This is a genomic window from Microbacterium sp. NPDC091662, assembly GCF_044756705.1.
Lineage (GTDB): Bacteria > Actinomycetota > Actinomycetes > Actinomycetales > Microbacteriaceae > Microbacterium.
This window is the reverse complement of sequence record NZ_JBIVTM010000001.1, coordinates 764,187-784,919: the sequence shown is the minus strand read 5'-3', so window position 1 is coordinate 784,919 and position 20,733 is coordinate 764,187. Positions and strand designations below refer to the sequence as shown.

The window sequence follows — 20,733 nt, the reverse complement described above, 5'->3', positions numbered from 1 at the left end:
GCGCGTCAGGCGGGCGCGCCCACGAGGTCGGCGTGGTGGATCGCGGCGACGTCGGGGTGCGCGCGCAGACGTGACTTGAGCGCATTCTCGCCGTACAGGGCGTGGATGGGGTTGCTCGGGTCCTCGGTCACGCCGTTCGCCGCGGCGGCCAGCTCCGCTGGCAGCTCGATCAGCGGGAGGCGCTTGTCGAGGGCGGGGTTGAAGAAGAAGGGGATCGAGATCCGCTCGTTCGGCGCCTGCGGAGAGACGACCCGGTGGTTCGTCGCCTTCAGGTATCCGCCTGTCGCGTACTCGAGCAGTTCCCCGATGTTGACGACGAATGCGCCGGAAACCGGGGGCGCATCGACCCACGCCCCGTCGCGCTCGACCTGGAGGCCGCCCTTGCCCGGCTCCACCCAGAGGAGTGTGAGCACGCCGGAATCCTTGTGCGCGCCGACACCCTGCTGCGGCTCGGGCTCGTGCGTCCCGGGGTAGCGGACGATCTTGATGAGGGTCGACGGCTCGCCGAAGTGCTCGTCGAAGTAGCTCTCTTCGGCACCGAGAGTCTGCGCCCATGCGCGCAGCAGCTTGCGCGCCACGTCGGAGAGGGTCCCGTGCCACTCGGCGACCACATCCTGCAGCTCGGGCTGCGCGGCCGGCCAGAGGTTGGGGCCGATGAGTCGGTTGAAGGCGGGGCCGTCGTCGACGGGTTCGCGCTCCGGACCGATGTCGATCTGCTCGCGCCAATCGACTTCCCCCTGCGTGCGTTCGCCGCCGATGCGGGTGTAGCCGCGGAAGTGCGGGCTGTTCACGTTCTCGATCGCGAGCTTGTCCTCCTCGGGGAGTGCGAAGAAGTCCAGGGCGGCCCGGTGCAGCCGCGCCTCGAGCTCGGGGGAGATCCCTGTGCCGGTGAGGTAGAAGAAGCCGACGTCGTGCGTCGCCGCTCGCAGGTCGTCGCGGAATCGTGCCGCGGCCTCGGGGCTTTCGTCGAGCTGGGAGAGGTCGAGGATGGGGAGCGAGAGTTCAGCCATGGACCGAGGGTACGTCGCGTCGACGGGAGGGGGATCCTGTGTTGCGCTCCGTTACCTCGGGCCCTCGTGTGTGGCGGAGGTCGATCGCGGTGCTAGAGTCTCCTCGGTAAGGGCTGCCTTACCTCAGTCATCGCCAGAGAGTGTTCTTTCGTGCTCGCCACCTTTCTCATCGGGCTCCGTGAGGGTCTCGAAGCCGCACTCGTCGTCGGCATCCTCGTCGCCTACCTCCGTCGCCTCGGACGGCAGGACGCGCTCCCGAAGATGTGGGCGGGTGTCGGGCTCGCGATCGCACTGGCTCTCGGCATCGGCGCGGTGCTCACCTTCGGGGCCTACGAACTCACGTTCCAGGCGCAGGAGCTCATCGGCGGCGGTCTGTCGCTGCTCGCCGTCGCGATGGTGACCTGGATGATCTTCTGGATGCAGCGGGCCGGGCGCAGCATGAAGGCGACGCTGGAGGGCGGTATCGACCGGGCCCTCACCGCGGGCGGGCTGTGGGCGCTCATCGCCATCGGCTTCGTGTCCGTCGCCCGTGAGGGGATCGAGACGACCCTGCTGCTGTGGTCGATGGTCCAGTCGTTCGGCGACGCGCCCTCGGCGCTGTTGGGCGCCCTGCTCGGGCTGATCGCGGCCGTGATCATCGGGTGGCTGATCTCCCGCGGCGCGCTGCGACTCGATCTGCGTCGCTTCTTCGCCTGGACCGGTGGGTTCCTCGTGATCGTCGCGGCCGGCGTGCTCGCCTACGCGCTGATGGATCTGCAGGAGGCCGGCGCGCTGCCCGGGCCCTTCACCGCGCTGGCGCCGATCGACGCCGTCACCGGCGGAGTGGCGGTGGGGTGGGCCGCCTTCCCGTTCGGATGGGCGTTCGATGTCTCGGCGACGATCGCCCCCGGCGGGCCCCTCGCCTCGATCCTGCAGGCGACGGTCGGCTTCATGCCCGCGATGACGTGGCTGCAGGTCGTCGCCTGGATCCTCTACATCTCCGTCGTCGGATGGCTCTACATCCGCGGCCTCCGCTCGAAGCGCCCGCCGAAGCCGCAGGGTCCGGCGGCGCCCTCGTCTGAATCTCCCTCCCTCTCACAACAAGGAGCAGCATGACCACCTCGCACCGGTTCCTGGGGGTGCTGGCGGCCACGGGCGCCGCGGCCCTCATCTTGAGCGGATGCGTCGCGAAGAGCGACGCCGAGGCCACCGCGGCCTTCGACGTCTCCTCCACCGACAGCGATTGCGCCGTCTCGGCGGCCACCGCGAAGAGCGGCACCCTGACCTTCGATGTCAAGAACGACACCGATCAGGTCACGGAGTTCTACCTGTTGGCCGAGGACGGCCTCCGGATCGTCGGAGAGGTCGAGAACATCGCGCCGGCCGCCTCCCGCACGCTCACCGTGGTGGCGCAGCCCGGCGACTACTTCACCCTGTGCAAGCCGGGGATGCTCGGCGAAGGTGTCGGCAAGACCGCCTTCACCGTCACCGGCGACCGGGTCGCGGTCGATGGGCCCGACGCCGAGCAGAAGCAGAAGGCCGTCGATCTCTACGCTGCGTTCGTGAAGGACCAGGTCGGTCAGCTCGTGCCGGCCGTCGAGGACTTCGTCGCGGCCTACGAGTCCGGTGACGACGAGACCGCGCGCACGCTCTTCCCGCAGACCCGCGCGTTCTACGAGCGCATCGAGCCGGTGGCCGAGGCCCTGGGCGACCTCGACCCGCGCATCGACTACCGCGAGGTCGACGCCGTCGCCGAAGGGCTGGACTGGACGGGCTTCCACCGCATCGAAAAGGACCTGTGGGTTCCCGCGCAGGATGCGTTGAACGCCGACGGTGAGACCCCCGCGTGGGACGACTGGGCGCCGTCCACGCCGGAGGAGCGGGCCGATTACGGCGACCTGCTGCTCGCTGACGTGCAGGAGCTGTACGACTACGTGCACTCGGACGACTTCACCACCGCGCTCGACGACCAGGGCATCGGCGGCATCTCGAACGGTGCCATCGCGCTGCTCGACGAGGTGGCGACCGGGAAGATCTCCGGCGAGGAGGACTGGTGGTCGGGGACCGACCTCTACGACTTCGCCGCGAACGTCGAGGGTTCGAAGATGGCGTTCTCCCTCGTGCAGGACTTCGCTGTCGCGCAGGGCGACGACGGGAAGGCCCTGGTCGCGGAGATCGAGTCGGGTTACACCGCGCTCGAGGACTCTCTCTCGGCTCACGGCTCGCTGGCCGACGGCTTCGTGGGCTATTCGGAACTGACCGAGGCCGACAAGCGCGAGTTCACCGACCTGATCAACGCTCTGGCAGAGCCGCTCTCGCAGCTCACCAGCACGGTCCTCGACTGATCAGCCGCACGTAGCACGGGATACCATCACGGACGTGAACGAACCAGAAGCGGATGCCGCCCCCGAAGAGTCATCGACGGGCGCGGCACCCGCTCCTGCCGGTTTGAGCCGGCGCGGTCTGCTCGGCCTGGCGATCGGGGGCAGCGTCGCGGGCCTCGCGGTCGGCGCCGGTGCGGGCCTCGCGGGCGGCGTCGCGCTCGGGCGGGCACGGGCCGCGGAAGACGCACATTCCGCGTACGCCTTCTTCGGCGAGCACCAGGCCGGCATCACCACTCCCGTGCAGGATCATCTGCATTTCGCCAGCTTCGACATGATGCCGCGCACCGATCGCGATGACCTGATCTCGCTGTTGCAGGACTGGTCGTACGCGGCCTCGCGCATGGCGCAGGGCCTCGAGGTCAGTGCGACCGGAGCGGTCGGCGGGCCGGCCGAAGCGCCGCCGGACGACACCGGGGAGGCACTGGGACTACCCGCCGCCGGGCTCACGATCACGTTCGGCTTCGGGCCGGGCCTCTTCGAGAACGAGGATGGCGACCGCTACGGGATAGCCGCGCAGCGTCCCCCCGGGCTGGAACGGCTCCCGGCCTTCCTCGGAGACGACCTCGACCCGCAGACCTCCCACGGCGACCTCTGCATCCAGGCCTGCGCGGACGATCCGCAGGTGGCGGTGCACGCGATCCGCAATCTCAGCCGCATAGCCTTCGGCCGTGCCCGGCTGCGTTGGTCGCAGCTGGGGTTCGGCAAGACGTCGCGCACCACGGCGACGCAGGCGACCCCGCGCAACCTCTTCGGCTTCAAGGACGGGACCGCCAACATCCTGGCCGACGACGCCGGGGCTCTCCGCGATCACGTGTGGGTGTCGGCGGAGGATGACCCGGCATGGCTGGCCGGCGGCTCTTACCTGGTGGCGAGGAAGATCGCCATGTTGATCGAGACCTGGGACCGGGTGCGGCTCTCCGAACAGGACACGATCATCGGTCGCGACAAGGGCGAGGGCGCGCCGCTCTCGGGCGGAGACGAGTTCACGGCGCCCGACTTCCACGGCACGGCCATCGATGCGAACAGCCACGTGAGTCTCGCGCATCCGGAGCAGAACGACGGCATCCGCATCCTTCGGCGCGGCTACAACTACGTCGACGGGAACAACGCGCTCGGGCGCCTCGACGCCGGGCTGTTCTTCCTGTCGTACCAGCGTGATCCCGCACAGTTCATCTCGCTGCAGCGACGACTGTCCACCGACCTGATGAACGAGTACATCCGCCACGTCGGCTCGGGTGTCTGGGCAGTACCGGCCGGGGCGGAGCCCGGTTCCTACGTGGGGGCCGGACTGTTCGCCTGACCCGTCAGGAATCGGAGGTCGCGAGGAGCGTCTGCACAGCGGATGCGGCGATGTCGTCGGCGCCGAGATGATCGTCCGCCGTGATCGTCACCACCGCATCCTCGAGGAAGATCAGCAGCTGTCCGTAGGCACCGTGCAGCCGCCAGGCGGGGCCGGGACCGCCCCATCCGGCGAGGGCGTAGCGATCGTAGGATTCGCCGTCCCCGGCGGCCCCCCAGTCGCTGTGCATGCTGTCGATCCACTCGGGGGCGATCAGCTGTCGACCGTCCCAGGCGCCGCGATCGCGGATCAGGAGGCCGAGACGCGAGAGCTCCTCGGTGCGCAGTGCGAGCCCGCCCCCGGCGACGATGCGACCGCGAGGGCTGCGCTGCCACTCGAGGTCTTCGATGCCGAGCGGGGCGAACAGACGCGGGGTGAGGTAGTCGCCCACATCGCCGACGCGTGCCGCGAGCGCGGTCATCGCGGTGTAGGTGCTGGCGTTCGAATACTGGAAAACCCGCCCCCTGGACGGCCGCTGGAGGAACTCGCGAGCGAGGTCGGGCCAGTCGGTCATCAGCGTGTCGGACCAGGCCAGGTCGACACCGCTCGTCATGGTCAGAAGGTGGCGCAGCGTGACCTCGTCGACGCCGTGGCCGAACGCGAAGTCGGGCAGGTAGGTCGCGACCGGTTCGTCGAGGGACACCGCTCCTTCGTCGGCGGCGATCCCCGCGGCCAGGACGCAGACACCCTTCGCGACGGAGTGGATGTCCTCCCGCACGTCCGGAGTCCAGCGGTGCTCTGCGGTATCCGCTCCCACACGCACGTGCAGTCCGTGCGCGACGAAGCCGGAGGCTCCCACCCGTTCGACGATGCGGTCTCTGACGGTCTGCGCTCGGGTCACACGTTCGAGGCTATCGCCTGTCTCTAGCGCGGCCGTCGCGAACCGGTCGGGTCGTTCCGGCGCCCCTCCTTGGAGGCGAGGCCGGGGTCGGCGAACAACCAGCCCGGCCGTGGCTCGACCAGCGGGCGGAACAGCCACCTGACCGGTCTGGTCGCCAGGGCGAGGGCGATGAGCACCGAGAGCACGGTCACGAGGGGAAGCCAGATCCAGGTGGGCTCCAGGTCGCGCAGGATTCCGCTCTCCCGGAACGGGTACAGCACGAACGAGTGCAGGAGGAACACGTACATCGTGTACTGGCCGAATGTGGTCCACCAGTGCGCACCGCGCGGGATCAGGGCGAAGAAGGCGGCGCTGAGCACGACGGCGAGCATCATCAGGACGATCCGGATGCCTCCGGCCCACCACTGCTCGCCGCCGAGGTCGGCGTACGAGTCCTCGTAGAACAGCCAGTGCCGCAGATCCGCCTCCTGCCAGACCGGGAGCCAGTTCCACGCGGCCCAGCCGACTCCGGCGAAGATCGCGAGGGCGCCGGCGCGCAGCCACCACGGGCGGAAGTCGAGGAGTCGGAACCGGTCGACGATGTCGTGTTCGCGCAGCCACCAGCCGAGGGCGAAGAACGGCAGCAGACCGAGGGTGCGCGAGAGCGAGAACGTGCTGTCGATGTTGGGCAGATACCCCACGCCGACCGAGATCACGACGGTCCACAGCAGGGGCCAGCGCAACAGGGCGAGATAGGGGAGCACGAGCCGGAAGATCCCGAGTGCCAGCAGGAACCAGAGGGTCCAGCTCGGCTGCGTGATGTTGGGGTTGGCCTGGCCCTCGACGAGCCATTTGGTGAGCGTCCAGAGCGTCTCGAAGATGACGTACGGAAGGATGATGTCGGTGATGACCCTGGCCATCTGCGTCTTGGTGGGGGAGCCGGACTTCGAGAAGTATCCCGAGATGATCGCGAAGGCCGGCATGTGGAACGCGTACAGCGCCAGATAGAACGCGAACGCGATGTCGGAGTCGTAGATGAGTCGCTGGATCGCGTGGCCGAGCACGACGAGCACGATGCAGACGTACCGTGCGTTGTCCCAGAAGGGCACGCGTCGTCGCTTGCGGGAAACCGATCCTGTGATGGGACCTGCGATGTCGGCGCCGGAACTGCTCATCGTTCGAGGCTACAGGCCGGGAATAAAGTTGCTGTGAGCGCGTTGACACATATACATTCAAATGAATAGAAACGGATGCGAGTCATCCGATTCGGAGACACGGAGCAATCATGAGCGAGCAGTCAGGCGCGCAGGCGATGCAGTTCGGCATCATGTCGGTCAGCGACATCACGCGCGATCCCACCACAGGGATCACCCCCAGCGAGCAGGAGCGCATCAAGGCGACGACGGCGATCGCCGTGCACGCCGAAGAGGTCGGGCTCGACGTCTTCGCGATCGGCGAGCACCACAACCCGCCGTTCTGGTCCTCCAGCCCCACGACCTTCCTCGCGGCGCTGGCCGCGCAGACCGAGCGTCTGATCGTCTCGACGTCGACCACGCTCATCACCACGAACGACCCCGTGCGCATCGCCGAGGAGTACGCGATGCTCCAGCACGTGTCCGACGGCCGCATGGACCTCATGCTCGGTCGTGGCAACACCGGCCCGGTGTACCCCTGGTTCGGCCAGGACATCCGCCAGGGGCTGCCGCTCGCGATCGAGAACTACGCCCTGCTGCACAAGCTGTGGCGTGAGGACGTCGTCGACTGGGAGGGCAAGTTCCGCACGCCGCTGCAGGGCTTCACCTCCACGCCGCGCCCGCTCGACGGGATCGCACCGTTCGTGTGGCACGGATCCATCCGTACCCCGGAGATCGCCGAGCAGGCCGCGTACTACGGAGACGGCTTCTTCGCGAACAACATCTTCTGGCCCAAGGAGCACTACCAGCGCCTCATCGAGCTGTACCGTCAGCGCTTCGAGCACTACGGCCACGGCACGAGGGAACAGGCGATCGTCGGTCTGGGCGGACAGGTGTTCATGGCCGCGAAGTCGCAGGACGCCGTCAACCAGTTCCGTCCGTACTTCGACAACGCGCCCGTCTACGGTCACGGTCCGAGCATGGAGGACTTCACCGAGATGACGCCGTTGACGGTGGGATCCCCGCAGCAGGTCATCGATCGCTACGCGGGCATGCGCGAGCACTACGGTGACTACCAGCGTCAACTGTTCCTCATCGACCACGCGGGTCTGCCGTTGAAGACGGTGCTGGAGCAGCTCGACATCCTCGGCGCCGAGGTGGTTCCGGTGCTCCGCAAGGAGCTCGCGAAGGACCGTCCGGCCACAGTGCCGGACGCCCCGACCCACGCTGCCCGGGTCAAGGCCGAGTTCGGCGACGGGCCGACCCGTCAAGCGCGCCCCGGTGCCAACCGCGGTGACAACCTGACCGGCGATTCGCCCTACCAGGACAGCCCGGCCCCCGCGGGCGCGGCGTTCGGGCTCGGCCGGAAGGAGGCGTGACATGACGATGCGTCGTATCGCGGTGGTCTCCGCCGGTCTGTCGAATCCGTCTTCCACACGGATGCTCGCGGACCGGCTGGCAGCAGAGACCGTCAAGGCCCTCGCCGAGCACGACATCGAGGCGAGCGTCGACGTGATCGAACTGCGCGACTACGCGCACGACATCACGAACAACCTGCTCACCGGGTTCGCGCCGCCCGCGCTCGAGACGGCGATCAACACGGTGGTCTCCGCCGACGCGCTCATCGCGGTGACACCGATCTTCTCGACGAGCTACTCGGGTCTGTTCAAGTCGTTCATCGACGTGCTCGACCCCGATGCTCTCACCGGCACGCCCGTGCTGATCGGTGCGAACGCCGGCACCGCGCGGCACTCGCTGGCGATCGACTACGCGATCCGCCCGCTCTTCGCCTACCTGCATGCGGAGCCTGTCTCGACCGGGGTGTTCGCGGCGTCGAGCGACTGGGGCGGGGCGGGAGACGATGTCGCTCCGCTCGCCAAGCGCGTCGAGAAGGGTGCCAGGGAGTTGGCGGAGGCGATCGCCCGACGCGAGGCGACCTCCGTCGTCGACCCGTACGATCCGGCGACGTATCTGGGAGAGGGCCGTTCCTTCGGCCACATGCTCGGCGGTCTCGCGGGCGAGTGAGACGCGCATGACGCCATCGACGATGTCCGAGGGATATCGTACGGTGGCGTCATGCCCACACACCCCGCGCTCGTCGCCCTCCAGGAACGACTCACCGGCACCCTCGTCCTCCCCGAAGACGACGCCTACGATGCGGCTCGACAGCCGTGGAATCTCGCGATCGAGCAGCGACCGGACGCGGTGGCGACACCGGCCGACGTCGAAGACCTCCGTGCGCTGCTGAACGCGGCGCGGGAGTCCGGCACTCCGCTCGCGATCCAGCCGAGTGGTCATGGGGCCTCCGGGTCCCTGGCCGGCACCGTGCTCGTGCGCATGGGCGCGTTCGACGATCTGGATGTCGACCTCGAGAGCGGCATCGTCAGAGTCGGTGCGGGCGTGCGCTGGGGAGCGGTCGTCGAGGCGCTCGAAGGCACCGGATGGGTCGCTCCGGCAGGGACCAGTCCGGTGGTGAGCGTCGCAGGGTACACACTGGGCGGCGGACACTCGTGGTTCAGCCGCACGGCAGGTCTCGGGTCCGACAACCTGCGCGCGGCGTGGGTGCTGCGCTCCGATGGTACGCACGAGCGGGTCGACGATGACACCGATGCCGACCTCATGTGGGCGCTGCGAGGTGCCGGCGGCCTCGTCGGGATCGTGACCGCGATCGAGATCGATCTGGTCCGGGCGCCCGCCGTCTGGGGTGCGAACCTCACCTTCGACGTCGCCGATGCTCCGGCCGTGATCCGCGCTGTCCGCGATCTCGTGCCCTCGGCTCCGTCGACGCTCAATGTCTTCCTCAACTCGATGCGCATGCCGGACGCCCCGCAGCTCCCGGAGGAGATCAGGGGAAGAAGCTTCCTCACGGTCCAGGCGCTGTCGACGGACGGGCCGCAGGAGGAGCTCATCGACGGAGTGCGGCGCGCCGGAGCAGTGCGCAGGGAGATCACCGGGCCGACGTCGCCGGCGGCACTCGCGGCCGCGTCCAACGAGCCGACCGATCCCACGCCGGGGCGCGGCGCGTCGATGGCGCTCAGCGTGCTCGACGATGCGACCATCGACGCCCTCCTCGAGTTCCGCGAGCTGCCGGAGCAGTGGCCGATCATGGGCATCGACATCCGGATGCTCGGCGGCGCCCTCGATACACCGCGACGTGCGGGCTTCGCCTCGCTCGAATCCGTGGGCTGGTTGCTGCACGCTCTCGTGCCGGTGATTCCCGGCGTGCCCGCAGAACCAGGAGAGACGAGTCTCGCCGCGTTCCGAGAGCTGCTGGAACCGAACGAGGCGTCGCAGACCGTGGCGACCTTTCTCGAGCCGGAGCAGACCCTCGAGCGCTGCGGCTCCGAGCACGAGGTGGCACGGCTTCGCGATCTGCGAGCGCGCTTCGATCCGCACGCCGTGCTGCACGAGGGACGGCTGCCGCGCTGACGGTCAGGCCTGCGGGCCGGGTCGCCTCTTCCAGTCGTACTCGGTCTCCGGCCGGCCGCGGGTGCCGTAGCGTGCAGACCGGGTGAGCACACCCTCGACGACCAGGTGCTCCAGGTATCGGCGCACGGCGACCCGCGACATGCCGAGTCTCTCGGCAGCCTCGCTCGCCGAGAGAGGACCGTCGGCGCGCAACTCTGCGGTGACTCTGTCGAGCGATGCCGCCGAGAGCCCCTTGGGGAGGGGGATCGTCCCCGTGGAGCGACCGAGCAACGCGTCGATCTCTGCCTGCGTGGCTTCGCCGTCGGTGGTCCGCGCCTGCTCCCGATGCGTCCGGTACTGCTGCATACGCTCCTGGAACACCGCGAAGGGGAAGGGCTTCACCAGATACTGGAACACGCCCAGCGCGGCCATCTGCCTGACGGCGTCGGCGTCGCGCACGCCGGTGATGGCGATCACATCCACGGAAGCCGAGCGACCACGAAGTGCGCGGAGCACGTCGATACCGGAGCCGTCGGGCATCGTGATGTCGAGCAGTACGAGGTCGAAGGCATCGGGTCGATCGAGCACGGCGCTCACGGCGGCTCGGGCTCCCGTGCACTCGCCGGCGACGACGAACCCGTCGAGACGGGCCACGTAGTCGCGATGCAGCTCGAGCGTCAGAGCGTCGTCATCGACGATGAGTGTGCGGATCATGGGGGAGACCTTCGCGATCCTGCTGCCGGGAGCACGACCCGGAACGTGGTCGGATCACCGGTCACGGTCACGGATCCGCCGGCGCCGGTGACCACGGAACGCACGAGTGCGAGTCCGACGCCGCGCCCCTGCGCGTCGGCGGGCTTGGTGGAGTATCCCTGATCGAAGATCCGCTCCCGCAGGGGAGGGGGGATACCGGGACCGCTGTCCGAGACCTCCAGCACGATCCCGGTGCCGTGCGGTCGGAGGGCGACCTGCACCCAGCGATCGTCGGAATCGGCGGCGGCGTCCATGGCGTTGTCCACGAGATTGCCGAGCACCGAGACAGCGTCCACGGGAGACAGGGGCGTGCGAGGCGTGTCGGGCTCGATGCGCACCCGCCAGTCGATGCCGCGCTCCTTGGCCTGCGAGGCCTTGCCGAGGAGGAGAGCGCCCACGGCGGGATCCCCGTGTCGTCGTGCGGTCACCTGGTCGACGAGCGACTGGCTCTGTCGCGATGTCTCGGTCAGGATCTCGATCGCGTCGTCGCGACGGCCGAGCTCGAGCAGGGCGACTGCCGCGTGCATCCGGTTCCCGTGCTCGTGGGTCTGCGCACGCAGGGCCTCGCCCAGAGTGCGGATCGATTCGTAGGAAGATACCGCGTCGCGCACCTGACCGGGAGGTAGATCGCCGGCGATGCGGCGAGTCACACGTCGGGCGATCACCGCACCGCCCGCGCCGAGGGCGACGAGGCCGATCGTGATGCCGAGGGTGAGGGGCAGGCGGCGGATCAGCGTGTCGGTGATCGTCTCGGTCGTCACGCCGGCCGAGACCCACCCGATCAGCGCGCCGTCCGGCGTCGTCACCGGCGTGATCGTGCGCACCGATGGGCCGAGCGTGCCGGTGAACTCCTCGGTGAGCGTCGTGGGGGACGCGGGGATCGTTCCCAGGTATCGTCCACCGATCTGGTCGGTGTCGGGGTGAGTGATCCGCGTGCCGTCCGGCGTCATGACCGTGATGAAGTCGAGTCCTGCACTGGTGATCACCGCGAGCGAGTAGGGCTCGAGCACCGCAGTGGCGGCGCCGGGATCGTTCGAACGCAGACCGTCGACCACGAGGGGTGAGGCGGCGAACGCGGCCGCGGTGGCCGCCGTCACCCGTTCCGCCTCGGCGCGGATCGACCGTTGTGCCTCGACCACCAGGTAGACCGCCACGAGAGCGCCGATCACGACGGCTGCGACGAGCAGCACCGCGAAGACGCGGGATGCGGTGCTGCGGGTGCGGGAGGTGTGCGCCATCGCTTCCTCCGATCGTCGATGGTCAGGTGCCGTGACCAATACGACCACAACTCGCCTCGATGCGTGAAGTCGGAGACCGTGAACTCTGATCGGCGGCGAAGCAGCCGCCCACCAGACGAAGACGTCGATGATCGAGGAGGACGCGATGGCGCTCACAACAGGATTCTCACTGCCGAAGTTCAATTGGCGGCGAGGGAAGCAATCGTGGGATCGGCACACCTGGCTGTATGTGTCCGTGCTTCTCGCGGTCGTTCTCGGTGCTGTCGTCGGGCTCGTGTGGCCGGAGGTCGGGCAGGCGTTCGAGCCACTGGGCAAAGGGTTCGTCGCGCTGATCAAGATGATGATCGCCCCGATCATCTTCTGCACCATCGTGGTCGGTGTGGGATCCATCGCCAAGGCGGCGACGGTCGGCAAGATCGGCGGGCTGGCACTGCTGTACTTCATGGTGATGTCGACGTTCGCGCTCGCGATCGGACTGGTCGTGGGCAACATCATCCACCCCGGTGCGGGTCTGGACATGGCGTCGTCGACCTACGATGCGGTCGAGGCGGAGGCGAAGACCACGCAGGAGTTCATCCTCGGCATCATCCCGACGACGTTCTTCTCGGCGTTCACGGGTGAGAGTGTGCTGCAGGTGCTGTTCATCGCGTTGCTCGTCGGCTTCGCCCTGCAGGGTCTCGGCGATCGCGGTGCCCCGATCATGGAGGCGGTCAAGCAGCTCCAGAAGCTGGTCTTCCGCATCCTCGGCATGATCCTGTGGCTCGCGCCTCTCGGAGCCTTCGGCGCCATCGCCGCGGTAGTGGGCAAGACCGGCGTCGCCGCCATCTGGAGCCTCGGAACGCTGATGGTCGCGTTCTACGTCACCTGCATCCTGTTCATCGTCGTGATCCTCGGAGTGCTGCTGTGGACGGTCACGCGGGTGAACATCTTCTCCCTCATGAAGTACCTCGCCAGGGAGTACCTGCTCATCGTCGGCACCTCGTCCTCCGAGTCGGCGCTCCCGCGGTTGATCGCGAAGATGGAGTTCGTCGGGGTGTCGAAGCCGGTCGTCGGCATCACTGTTCCGACCGGGTACTCGTTCAACCTCGACGGCACGGCGATCTACCTGACCATGGCCTCGCTGTTCATCGCCACCGGTATGGGGCAGCCGATGACGATCGGCGAGCAGATCGGTCTGCTGGTCTTCATGATCATCGCGAGTAAGGGCGCAGCAGGTGTCACCGGTGCGGGTCTCGCCACCCTCGCCGGTGGTCTTCAGGCCTACCGTCCCGATCTGGTGGACGGTGTCGGCGTGATCGTCGGCATCGACCGGTTCATGTCGGAGGGCCGCGCGCTCACGAACTTCACCGGCAACGCGGTGGCGACGCTCCTCATCGGCACGTGGACGAAGCAGATCGACCGCGACCGCGTGCGGCGCGTGCTCAGCGGCGAGCTGCCGTTCGATGAGTCCCTGCTCGACGGCGTCGACGCCCACGGGCATGCCGACACCCCTCAGGCCGCGGACATGCAGGAGCTGCGTGAGGCGGCTGTCACCGAGATGGCGGCGAAGGAGGAGCGGGCCAGGCTTCGCGCCGACCGTGCCTGACGCGAGATCGCGCACGACGAGAGGGTGAGGGATGCGGGAGTCCAGCCGAGCCGGCTCCCGCATCCGCGCGGTCAACCGCTCTTGCGTCGGAACTCGCGCCGGGTCTGCGGGGCGTTCGCACTGTGCACGGCGGAGTCGCCGTCGAGGTGTGCCTCGCCCTGCCGGTGGTGCGCGTTCTTCTTCTCGAGCGCTTCCTTGAACTTGCGCTTCATCTCCTCAGACGAGGAGGCGCCTTCTTCGGTGCTCATGCCCCGAGCCTAGAGCACCCGGTCCGACCGGTCACCCTCTGGTGCGGCGCGCGCACAGGTCGATCACCGCTCCGAGCGCGATCGCAAAGGCTATCGACACCGGCACCGCGACGAGGGGGCCGCCCGGAAGGATCGCTGCAACGGCTGCACCCACCGCCGCCTGGTAGAGCGCCCACCCGGTCGCGGCCGGGGCGACGAGTGCGAGGTAGCGAGGAGGGTGGATGCGCGAGGCTCCGGCCACCAGGTTGATCGCCAGTCGCGCGAACGGCACGAACCGGGCGGTGAACAGTACGGTCGCCATCCCGCCGTCCAAGCGGCGGCGGGCCCACATCAGAGCCTGCTGCACACGGGGCATCCTCATCCACCGCCAGCGTTCGGTGCCCACCGAACGGCCGATGAGATAGCAGCAGGCGTCTCCTATGGTCGCGGCGACGGCCGCGCAGACGACCACAGCCCACAGCGGCGGGGAACCCGTGGTCACCGCCACCGCACCGAGCGCCGTCACCGCGACCTCACCCGGCACGACGACGAAGAAGGCATCGCCGACGACGAGCAGCCCCATCACCGCCAGACTCCACGGGCTGGCAAGCGATGCGGTCAGCAGATCCGTCGGCACGTCGCCACTGTGGCCGCAACGGGTGAACGGGAACCAAAGACCGGATAGCCGGTGACCCGTTCTCCAGCATCCGGTGAACATCCGGTGCCAGGGGGCGTCTCCGGCGAAAGGAGCACTCGAGCCCCGTCATCCTGGGGCTGTGAGAGTAGCGATCGTCACGGAGTCCTTCCTTCCGCACATGAACGGCGTCACCGGCTCGGTGCTGCAGATCCTGCGACACCTCGAGCGGCGCGGGCATGAGGCGCATGTCGTCGCCCCCGCCGCGGTCGGTGTGCCCACCGAGGTGAGCGGCGCGCACATCGAGGCGATCCCCAGCCTCGCTCTGCCGGGATACCGTCATGTCCGGGTGGGCACGTCGAGCGCTCGCCGGATCGCATCCTCACTCGCGCGCTTCCAGCCCGACGTCGTGCACCTCGCGTCGCCGTTCGCGCTGGGATGGCGGGGGGTGCTCGCAGCCGAACACCTCGGCCTGCCCGCCGTCGCCGCCTACCAGACCGACGTCGCGGCCTACACCGAGCGCTACCGGATCGCCGCGACCACGGGCATCGCCCAGACCCACATCGCCCGCCTGCACAGGCGTGCGACGATCACCCTGGCCCCTTCGGCGGACTCCGCACGACAGCTCGCCTCGCTCGGCATCGATCGTGTCCGCTTGTGGGGGAGAGGAGTCGATGCCGAACGCTTCCAGCCCACTCGGCGACAGGATGCGCTCCGCTCTGACTGGGGCGCCGACGTCGTGATCGGCTACGTGGGACGCCTCGCTCCCGAGAAGCAGGTCGAAGACCTCGCCGCGCTACGCGACATCCCGGGGACACGAGTGGTGATCGTCGGAGACGGACCCCGCAGGGCGCGGTTGCAGAGCCTTCTCCCCGACGCCCTGTTCCTCGGTCACCTCGACGGCGATGAGCTGGCTGCGGCGATGGCGTCGTTCGACCTCTTCGTGCACCCGGGCGAGAGCGAGACCTTCGGGCAGACCTTACAGGAAGCCCACGCGAGTGGTGTCCCCGTCGTCGCTACTGGGCGCGGCGGCCCGCTCGACCTCGTGCGCATGGGAATCGACGGTTGGCTGTACCGGCCGGGAGATCTCGACGACCTGCGGATGCGCGTGGCCGACCTGGTCGGAGATGCGCGCAAGCGGCGCGCATTCGGCGCGGCGGGTCGCGAAGCCGTGCAGGAACGCAGCTGGGAGAGCGTCTGCGACCAGCTCCTCGACCATTTCGACGAGGCTCGGATGCTGCAGAGGGCCGATTCCGCGGCGCGCTCCCGCCGCATCGTGCGACCGGAGCCGTCCGCACCGGTCACCGCCCGTCGATGGCACCGCTACATCGCCCTCGGCGACTCACTCACGGAAGGACTGTGCGACCCAGCGCCGGACGGTGCCCTCCGCGGATGGGCCGACCGCCTCGCGCTGCTGCTCGCCGCCAGGGGAGGTCTGCACTACGCGAACCTGGCGGTCCGGTCCCAGCGCGTCATCGACCTCTCCGGCCTGCAGCTGACGCGCGCACTCGAGCTGCGCCCCGACCTCGTGTCGATCCTGATCGGGGCGAACGACCTCGTGAAGCGCCGTGTCGACGTCATTGCGCTCGCCGCGGAGCTCGAGGGCGCGGTACGACAGCTGCGCGGGATCGGCGCCGACGTGCTTCTGGTGACGCCGTTCCTCCCCGCACGACGCGCGGCGTCCCTCTACACCAGGAGGTTCTCCGCCTTCGCGACCGCATTGACCGGTATCGCTGCTCGCACAGGAGCCATCCTGATCGACACGGACCTGCATCCCTCATTGGGTGAGCGCCCGAACTGGGGCGAAGACCTGGTGCACCTCAGCAGCCGGGGGCACCGTTTCCTCGCCTACCGCGCGGGGGAGATGCTCGGGGTGCCCGACGCCGACGCGCTGGGGGTGCTCGATGCGGCGATGCACGAGCACGAACCCATCGGCGCCGGCGTGTGGTGGCGCCGTCACGCGCTGCCCTGGGTCTGGCGTCGCCTGCACGGTCGGGCGGCGGGTGACGGGCTGCTCGCGAAGCACGACGACTACGTCTACCTCGGTCGTTCGTCCGCGGCGCGGACCGCGATCGCCCGCTGACGTCGTTCTCCGATTTAGCGGTCAGCGCCGCCCCATGCCGTGGTACTGCCAGCCCGCCGCACGCCACGAGGCGGAGTCGAGACAGTTGCGTCCGTCGACGATGATCCGGCCGCGCACGAGAGCGCCGGCGTGCTCGGGCGAGAGGTCGCGGCGGTACTCGTCCCATTCGGTGACCACGACGACGGCGTCGGCCTCTCGCAGAGCCTCATCGCGGTCATGGGTGTAGCCCAGCTGAGGGTGGGCCGCAGCGGCGTTGTCGACGGCGGCGGGGTCGGTCACGACCACGTCCGCGCCCAGTCCTCGCAGCCGCACGGCCACGTCGAGTGCCGGTGAGTCGCGGATGTCGTCGCTGAACGGCTTGAAGGCGGCACCCAGCACGGCGATCCGACGCCCGAACACGAGTCCGCCCAGCGCGTCGACCACGAGCTGCACCGCCCGATCGCGGCGCCGGAGGTTGATGCTGTCGACCTCGCGCAGGAAACCCACCGCTTCACCGCGTCCCAGCTCCTCTGCCCGCGCCGCGAACGCGCGGATGTCCTTCGGAAGGCACCCTCCGCCGAAGCCGATGCCCGCGCCGAGGTAGCGTCGGCCGATACGGGTGTCGTGGCCGAGCGCGTCGGCGAGCAGAGCGACATCGGCACCCGAGGTCTCTGCGATCTCTGCCATCGCGTTGATGAACGAGATCTTCGTGGCCAGGAATGCGTTCGCGGCGCCCTTGACCAGCTCGGCTGTCGCGAGGTCTGTGACCAGGAAGGGCGTCCCCGCTTCCAGGGCCGGCGCGTACACCTCCCGGAGGACGCCGACCGCCCGCTCACCGGCCGTACCCGCCTCGGCGCCGACCACGAGGCGGTCCGGGGTCAGAGTGTCGTGCACGGCCCAGCCTTCCCGCAGGAACTCGGGGTTCCACACGAGCGTCGCTCCCGTGGCGGCGATGCGCTCGGCCACTCCGGCGGCCGTGCCGACCGGCACGGTGGACTTGCCGGCGACGATGTCGCCGACGCGCAGATGGGGGAGAAGCCCGTCGATCGCCGCATCGACGTAGTGCAGATCCGCGGCGTGACCACCCGGCGTCTGCGGGGTGCCGACCGCGAGGAAGTGCACGTCCGCGCCCGCGGCGTCCGCCATCCGACCGCTGAAGCGGAGCCGGCCCGAGCGGAGGCCTTCCGACAGGAGCTCCGGGAGTCGCGGCTCGAAGAACGGCGCCGCGCCGGATGCGAGCGCTGCGACCTTCTGCTCGTCGACGTCGATGCCGATGACGTCGTGTCCGATGGAGGCCATGGCGGCGGCGTGGACGGCACCGAGGTAGCCGCAGCCGATCACTGACAAGCGCATGGGGTCCACCACAGCGGACGCCCGCCGCTTCGCGGAGTCCACACGGTGAACGGGCTGTGGACGCGAGATGTCGGATCCGCGATGCGCGACGAGACGCAGGATTCGATGTCTGCGCTGGTAGGGTGGATGAGGTTGACGTGTGTCAACCGCACAATTTCACATCGACTCATGGAGCGATCGGCGGAGAAGCTGGTCCCCTGTGGTGGGTTCCTCGGCGGATGTCGGGTGGCTTTCTACTGGTGGCCAGCGCAGGCGAGATTCGCGGGAGTGCCCGCGCGCCCGAACCCCTCCGTTCCGCTCCTTTGAACACGCTCGCGCGTCACATGGATTCGCGAGTCTAAACAAAGAAGGAGAGACCTCTTGGAAGGTCCTGAAATCACCGCCACCGAGGCCGTTCTCGACAACGGCCGCTTCGGCACCCGCACCATCCGCTTCGAGACCGGCCGCCTCGCGCAGCAGGCTCAGGGCGCAGTCGCCGCGTACCTCGACGGCGAGACCATGCTCCTCTCGGCCACCAGCGCAGGCAAGCACCCGCGCGAGGGCTTCGACTTCTTCCCGCTGACGGTCGATGTCGAAGAGCGTTCGTACGCCGCAGGCAAGATCCCCGGCTCGTTCTTCCGTCGTGAGGGTCGTCCCTCGACCGAGGCGATCCTCGTCTGCCGCCTGATCGACCGTCCGCTGCGTCCGTCGTTCGTCGACGGCCTGCGCAACGAGGTCCAGATCGTCATCACCGTCCTCTCGATCGCACCGGGTGAGTTCTACGACGCCCTCGCGATCAACGCCGCGTCCGCGTCGACGCAGATCTCCGGTCTGCCGTTCTCGGGTCCGGTCGCCGGTGTGCGCCTCGCGTTCATCCCGGGCCAGGGCGAGCACGCCGACCAGTGGGTCGCGTTCCCGACCGCCGAGCAGGTCTCGGAGGCCGTGTTCGACCTGATCGTCGCCGGTCGTGTCGTGACCAAGGCCGACGGCACGGAAGACGTCGCCATCATGATGGTCGAGGCCGAGGCCACCGAGGGCAGCTGGAACCTGATCAAGGCCGGCGCCACCAAGCCGAACGAGGAGATCGTGGCCCAGGGCCTCGAGGCCTCCAAGCCCTTCATCGCGCAGCTCGTCAAGGCTCAGGCCGAGCTCGCGGCGACGGCGTCGAAGGAGCCGGGCGTCTACCCGGTCTTCCCCGCGTACAGTGACGAGGTCTACAGCTTCGTCTCCGAGCGCGCGTTCGCCGAGCTCAGCGACGTCTACCAGATCGCCGACAAGGTCGAGCGTCAGACCGCTGACGATGCGATCAAGGACCGCGTCAAGGCAGAGCTCATCGAGGCCACCGAGGCGGGTTCGCTCCCGGCCGCGGCTCCGCTCGAGTTCTCCGCCGCGTACAAGTCCGTCACCAAGAAGATCGTCCGTGGTCGCATCCTCACCGAGGGTGCCCGCATCGACGGCCGTGGGCTGGCGGACATCCGTCCGCTGGACGCCGAGGTGCAGGTCATCCCGCGCGTGCACGGCTCCGCGATCTTCCAGCGCGGCGAGACCCAGATCCTGGGTATCACCACGCTGAACATGCTCAAGATGGAGCAGCAGATCGACTCGCTGTCGCCCACGACGAGCAAGCGCTACATGCACCACTACAACTTCCCGCCCTACTCGACCGGTGAGACCGGCCGTGTCGGTTCGCCGAAGCGTCGCGAGATCGGGCACGGCTTCCTCGCCGAGCGCGCCCTCGTGCCGGTGCTGCCGAGCCGCGAGGAGTTCCCCTACGCGATCCGTCAGGTCTCCGAGGCGCTGAGCTCCAACGGCTCCACCTCGATGGGCTCCGTCTGCGCGTCGACCCTGTCGCTGCTGAACGCGGGTGTGCCGCTGCGCGCCCCCGTCGCCGGCATCGCGATGGGTCTCGTCTCCGACGAGGTCAACGGCGAGACCCGCTACGCGGCTCTGACCGACATCCTGGGTGCGGAAGACGCTCTCGGCGACATGGACTTCAAGGTCGCCGGCACCAGCGAGTTCGTCACGGCGATCCAGCTCGACACGAAGCTCGACGGCATCCCGTCGTCGGTGCTCGCCGGCGCGCTGACCCAGGCTCGTGAGGCTCGTCTGACCATCCTCAACGTCCTGAACGCCGCGATCGACGCTCCAGACGAGATGGCGCCCACCGCGCCGCGCGTCATCAGCGTGCAGATCCCGGTCGACAAGATCGGTGAGCTGATCGGCCCGAAGGGCAAGACGATCAACGCGATCCAGGACGAGACCGGTGCGCAGATCTCCATCGAGGAGGACGGCACCGTCTACATCGGCGCGACCGACGGCCCCTCGGCCGAGGCCGCCCGCGCACAGGTCAACGCGATCGCCAACCCCACCAACCCGGAGGTCGGGGAGCAGTTCCTCGGCACGGTCGTGAAGATCGCCACCTTCGGTGCGTTCGTCTCGCTGCTCCCGGGCAAGGACGGCCTCCTGCACGTCACCGAGGTGCGCAAGCTCGCCGGTGGCAAGCGGGTCGAGAACGTCGACGACGTGCTCTCGGTCGGCCAGAAGATCCTCGTGAAGATCACGAAGATCGACGACCGCGGCAAGCTCTCGCTCGAGCCCGTTCTCGACGACGCTCCTGCCGCTGAAGCAGCGCCCGCAGAGGACGCCGCCGCCGAGTAAGCGCAAACGTTCGGACCGGAACCCGGGTCTCTCCGCACGGAGGGCCCGGGTTCTGTCGTCCGACGGTGTGACCAAATCGTTATCTGGTGTTTCCGCGCCGTTCCCCGGATTGGTCAGGACGTTCGTCGAATTCGCTTACCCTCGAAGTACGCACCGGGGGGTGCAGATCCA

The 20,733-nt window shown here is 68.7% G+C and carries 17 protein-coding genes; 9 read left to right on the top strand and 8 right to left on the bottom strand.

Annotated elements, in window-relative coordinates; translation table 11 throughout:
- Window positions 1–5 precede the first annotated feature (5 nt).
- Complete coding sequence (locus ACIQLD_RS03830; protein ID WP_402605203.1) at window positions 6–1,010, bottom strand: isopenicillin N synthase family dioxygenase; 1,005 nt, start codon at window positions 1,008–1,010, stop codon at window positions 6–8.
- Between the two features lie 150 nt (window positions 1,011–1,160).
- Between ACIQLD_RS03830 and efeU the strand changes: the two genes are divergently transcribed.
- Genes efeU through efeB form a run of 3 tightly spaced genes read left to right on the top strand, consistent with a single transcriptional unit; the run spans window position 1,161 to window position 4,673 of the window.
- Window positions 1,161–2,105 (top strand): iron uptake transporter permease EfeU, encoded by a 945-nt coding sequence (efeU, locus tag ACIQLD_RS03825; RefSeq protein WP_402605200.1) that lies wholly within the window; start codon window positions 1,161–1,163, stop codon window positions 2,103–2,105.
- Entirely contained in the window at window positions 2,102–3,334 is a 1,233-nt protein-coding gene (gene efeO, locus ACIQLD_RS03820) for an iron uptake system protein EfeO (protein ID WP_402605197.1), read from the top strand. Before efeU ends, efeO begins: the two co-directional genes overlap by 4 nt.
- Window positions 3,335–3,368: 34 nt before the next feature.
- Window positions 3,369–4,673, top strand: a complete 1,305-nt coding sequence (gene efeB, locus ACIQLD_RS03815; RefSeq protein WP_402605194.1) for an iron uptake transporter deferrochelatase/peroxidase subunit — start codon at window positions 3,369–3,371, stop codon at window positions 4,671–4,673.
- Between the two features lie 4 nt (window positions 4,674–4,677).
- Here the strand turns inward: efeB and ACIQLD_RS03810 are convergent, their stop codons facing one another.
- Both ACIQLD_RS03810 and ACIQLD_RS03805 read right to left on the bottom strand, forming a co-directional pair.
- Window positions 4,678–5,553: a serine hydrolase domain-containing protein gene (locus ACIQLD_RS03810; protein ID WP_402605191.1), complete on the bottom strand. Its 876-nt coding sequence runs from the start codon at window positions 5,551–5,553 to the stop codon at window positions 4,678–4,680.
- Between the two features lie 23 nt (window positions 5,554–5,576).
- Window positions 5,577–6,707, bottom strand: a complete 1,131-nt coding sequence (locus ACIQLD_RS03805) for an acyltransferase family protein (protein WP_402605188.1) — start codon at window positions 6,705–6,707, stop codon at window positions 5,577–5,579.
- A gap of 110 nt (window positions 6,708–6,817) precedes the next feature.
- Between ACIQLD_RS03805 and ACIQLD_RS03800 the strand changes: the two genes are divergently transcribed.
- Genes ACIQLD_RS03800 through ACIQLD_RS03790 form a run of 3 tightly spaced genes read left to right on the top strand, consistent with a single transcriptional unit; the run spans window position 6,818 to window position 10,094 of the window.
- Window positions 6,818–8,044 carry an LLM class flavin-dependent oxidoreductase gene (locus ACIQLD_RS03800; RefSeq protein ID WP_402605185.1) on the top strand — a complete coding sequence of 409 codons (1,227 nt, stop codon included), beginning with the start codon at window positions 6,818–6,820 and terminating at the stop codon, window positions 8,042–8,044.
- A 1-nt stretch (window position 8,045) separates the two neighbouring features.
- Complete coding sequence (locus ACIQLD_RS03795; RefSeq protein ID WP_402605182.1) at window positions 8,046–8,690, top strand: FMN reductase; 645 nt, start codon at window positions 8,046–8,048, stop codon at window positions 8,688–8,690.
- A 51-nt stretch (window positions 8,691–8,741) separates the two neighbouring features.
- On the top strand, window positions 8,742–10,094 hold the full coding sequence (locus ACIQLD_RS03790) for an FAD-binding oxidoreductase (protein ID WP_402605179.1): 1,353 nt from the start codon (window positions 8,742–8,744) through the stop codon (window positions 10,092–10,094).
- A 3-nt stretch (window positions 10,095–10,097) separates the two neighbouring features.
- Here the strand turns inward: ACIQLD_RS03790 and ACIQLD_RS03785 are convergent, their stop codons facing one another.
- The gene (locus tag ACIQLD_RS03785; protein WP_402605176.1) at window positions 10,098–10,787 is read right to left on the bottom strand and encodes a response regulator; all 690 of its coding nucleotides are present in this window, start codon (window positions 10,785–10,787) and stop codon (window positions 10,098–10,100) included.
- Window positions 10,784–12,064 (bottom strand): ATP-binding protein, encoded by a 1,281-nt coding sequence (locus ACIQLD_RS03780; RefSeq protein WP_402605173.1) that lies wholly within the window; start codon window positions 12,062–12,064, stop codon window positions 10,784–10,786. Before ACIQLD_RS03780 ends, ACIQLD_RS03785 begins: the two co-directional genes overlap by 4 nt.
- Window positions 12,065–12,209: 145 nt before the next feature.
- Here ACIQLD_RS03780 and ACIQLD_RS03775 point away from each other — a divergent pair, with 145 nt between their 5' ends.
- Entirely contained in the window at window positions 12,210–13,649 is a 1,440-nt protein-coding gene (locus ACIQLD_RS03775) for a cation:dicarboxylate symporter family transporter (RefSeq protein WP_402605170.1), read from the top strand.
- Between the two features lie 71 nt (window positions 13,650–13,720).
- Here ACIQLD_RS03775 and ACIQLD_RS03770 read toward each other — a convergent pair whose 3' ends face one another.
- Together ACIQLD_RS03770 and ACIQLD_RS03765 are read right to left on the bottom strand one after the other, a co-directional pair.
- Window positions 13,721–13,897, bottom strand: a complete 177-nt coding sequence (locus tag ACIQLD_RS03770; RefSeq protein ID WP_017830923.1) for a DUF5302 domain-containing protein — start codon at window positions 13,895–13,897, stop codon at window positions 13,721–13,723.
- 31 nt (window positions 13,898–13,928) lie between these two features.
- Window positions 13,929–14,513: a DedA family protein gene (locus ACIQLD_RS03765; protein ID WP_402605166.1), complete on the bottom strand. Its 585-nt coding sequence runs from the start codon at window positions 14,511–14,513 to the stop codon at window positions 13,929–13,931.
- Window positions 14,514–14,652: 139 nt separating this feature from the next.
- Between ACIQLD_RS03765 and ACIQLD_RS03760 the strand changes: the two genes are divergently transcribed.
- Window positions 14,653–16,593: a GDSL-type esterase/lipase family protein gene (locus ACIQLD_RS03760; RefSeq protein ID WP_402605163.1), complete on the top strand. Its 1,941-nt coding sequence runs from the start codon at window positions 14,653–14,655 to the stop codon at window positions 16,591–16,593.
- A gap of 21 nt (window positions 16,594–16,614) precedes the next feature.
- On the opposite strand, the gene ACIQLD_RS03755 is transcribed toward ACIQLD_RS03760, so the two are convergent.
- Entirely contained in the window at window positions 16,615–17,925 is a 1,311-nt protein-coding gene (locus ACIQLD_RS03755) for a UDP-glucose dehydrogenase family protein (protein WP_402605160.1), read from the bottom strand.
- Window positions 17,926–18,285: 360 nt separating this feature from the next.
- Between ACIQLD_RS03755 and ACIQLD_RS03750 the strand changes: the two genes are divergently transcribed.
- Window positions 18,286–20,562: a polyribonucleotide nucleotidyltransferase gene (locus tag ACIQLD_RS03750; RefSeq protein ID WP_402605157.1), complete on the top strand. Its 2,277-nt coding sequence runs from the start codon at window positions 18,286–18,288 to the stop codon at window positions 20,560–20,562.
- Window positions 20,563–20,733: the final 171 nt, after the last annotated feature.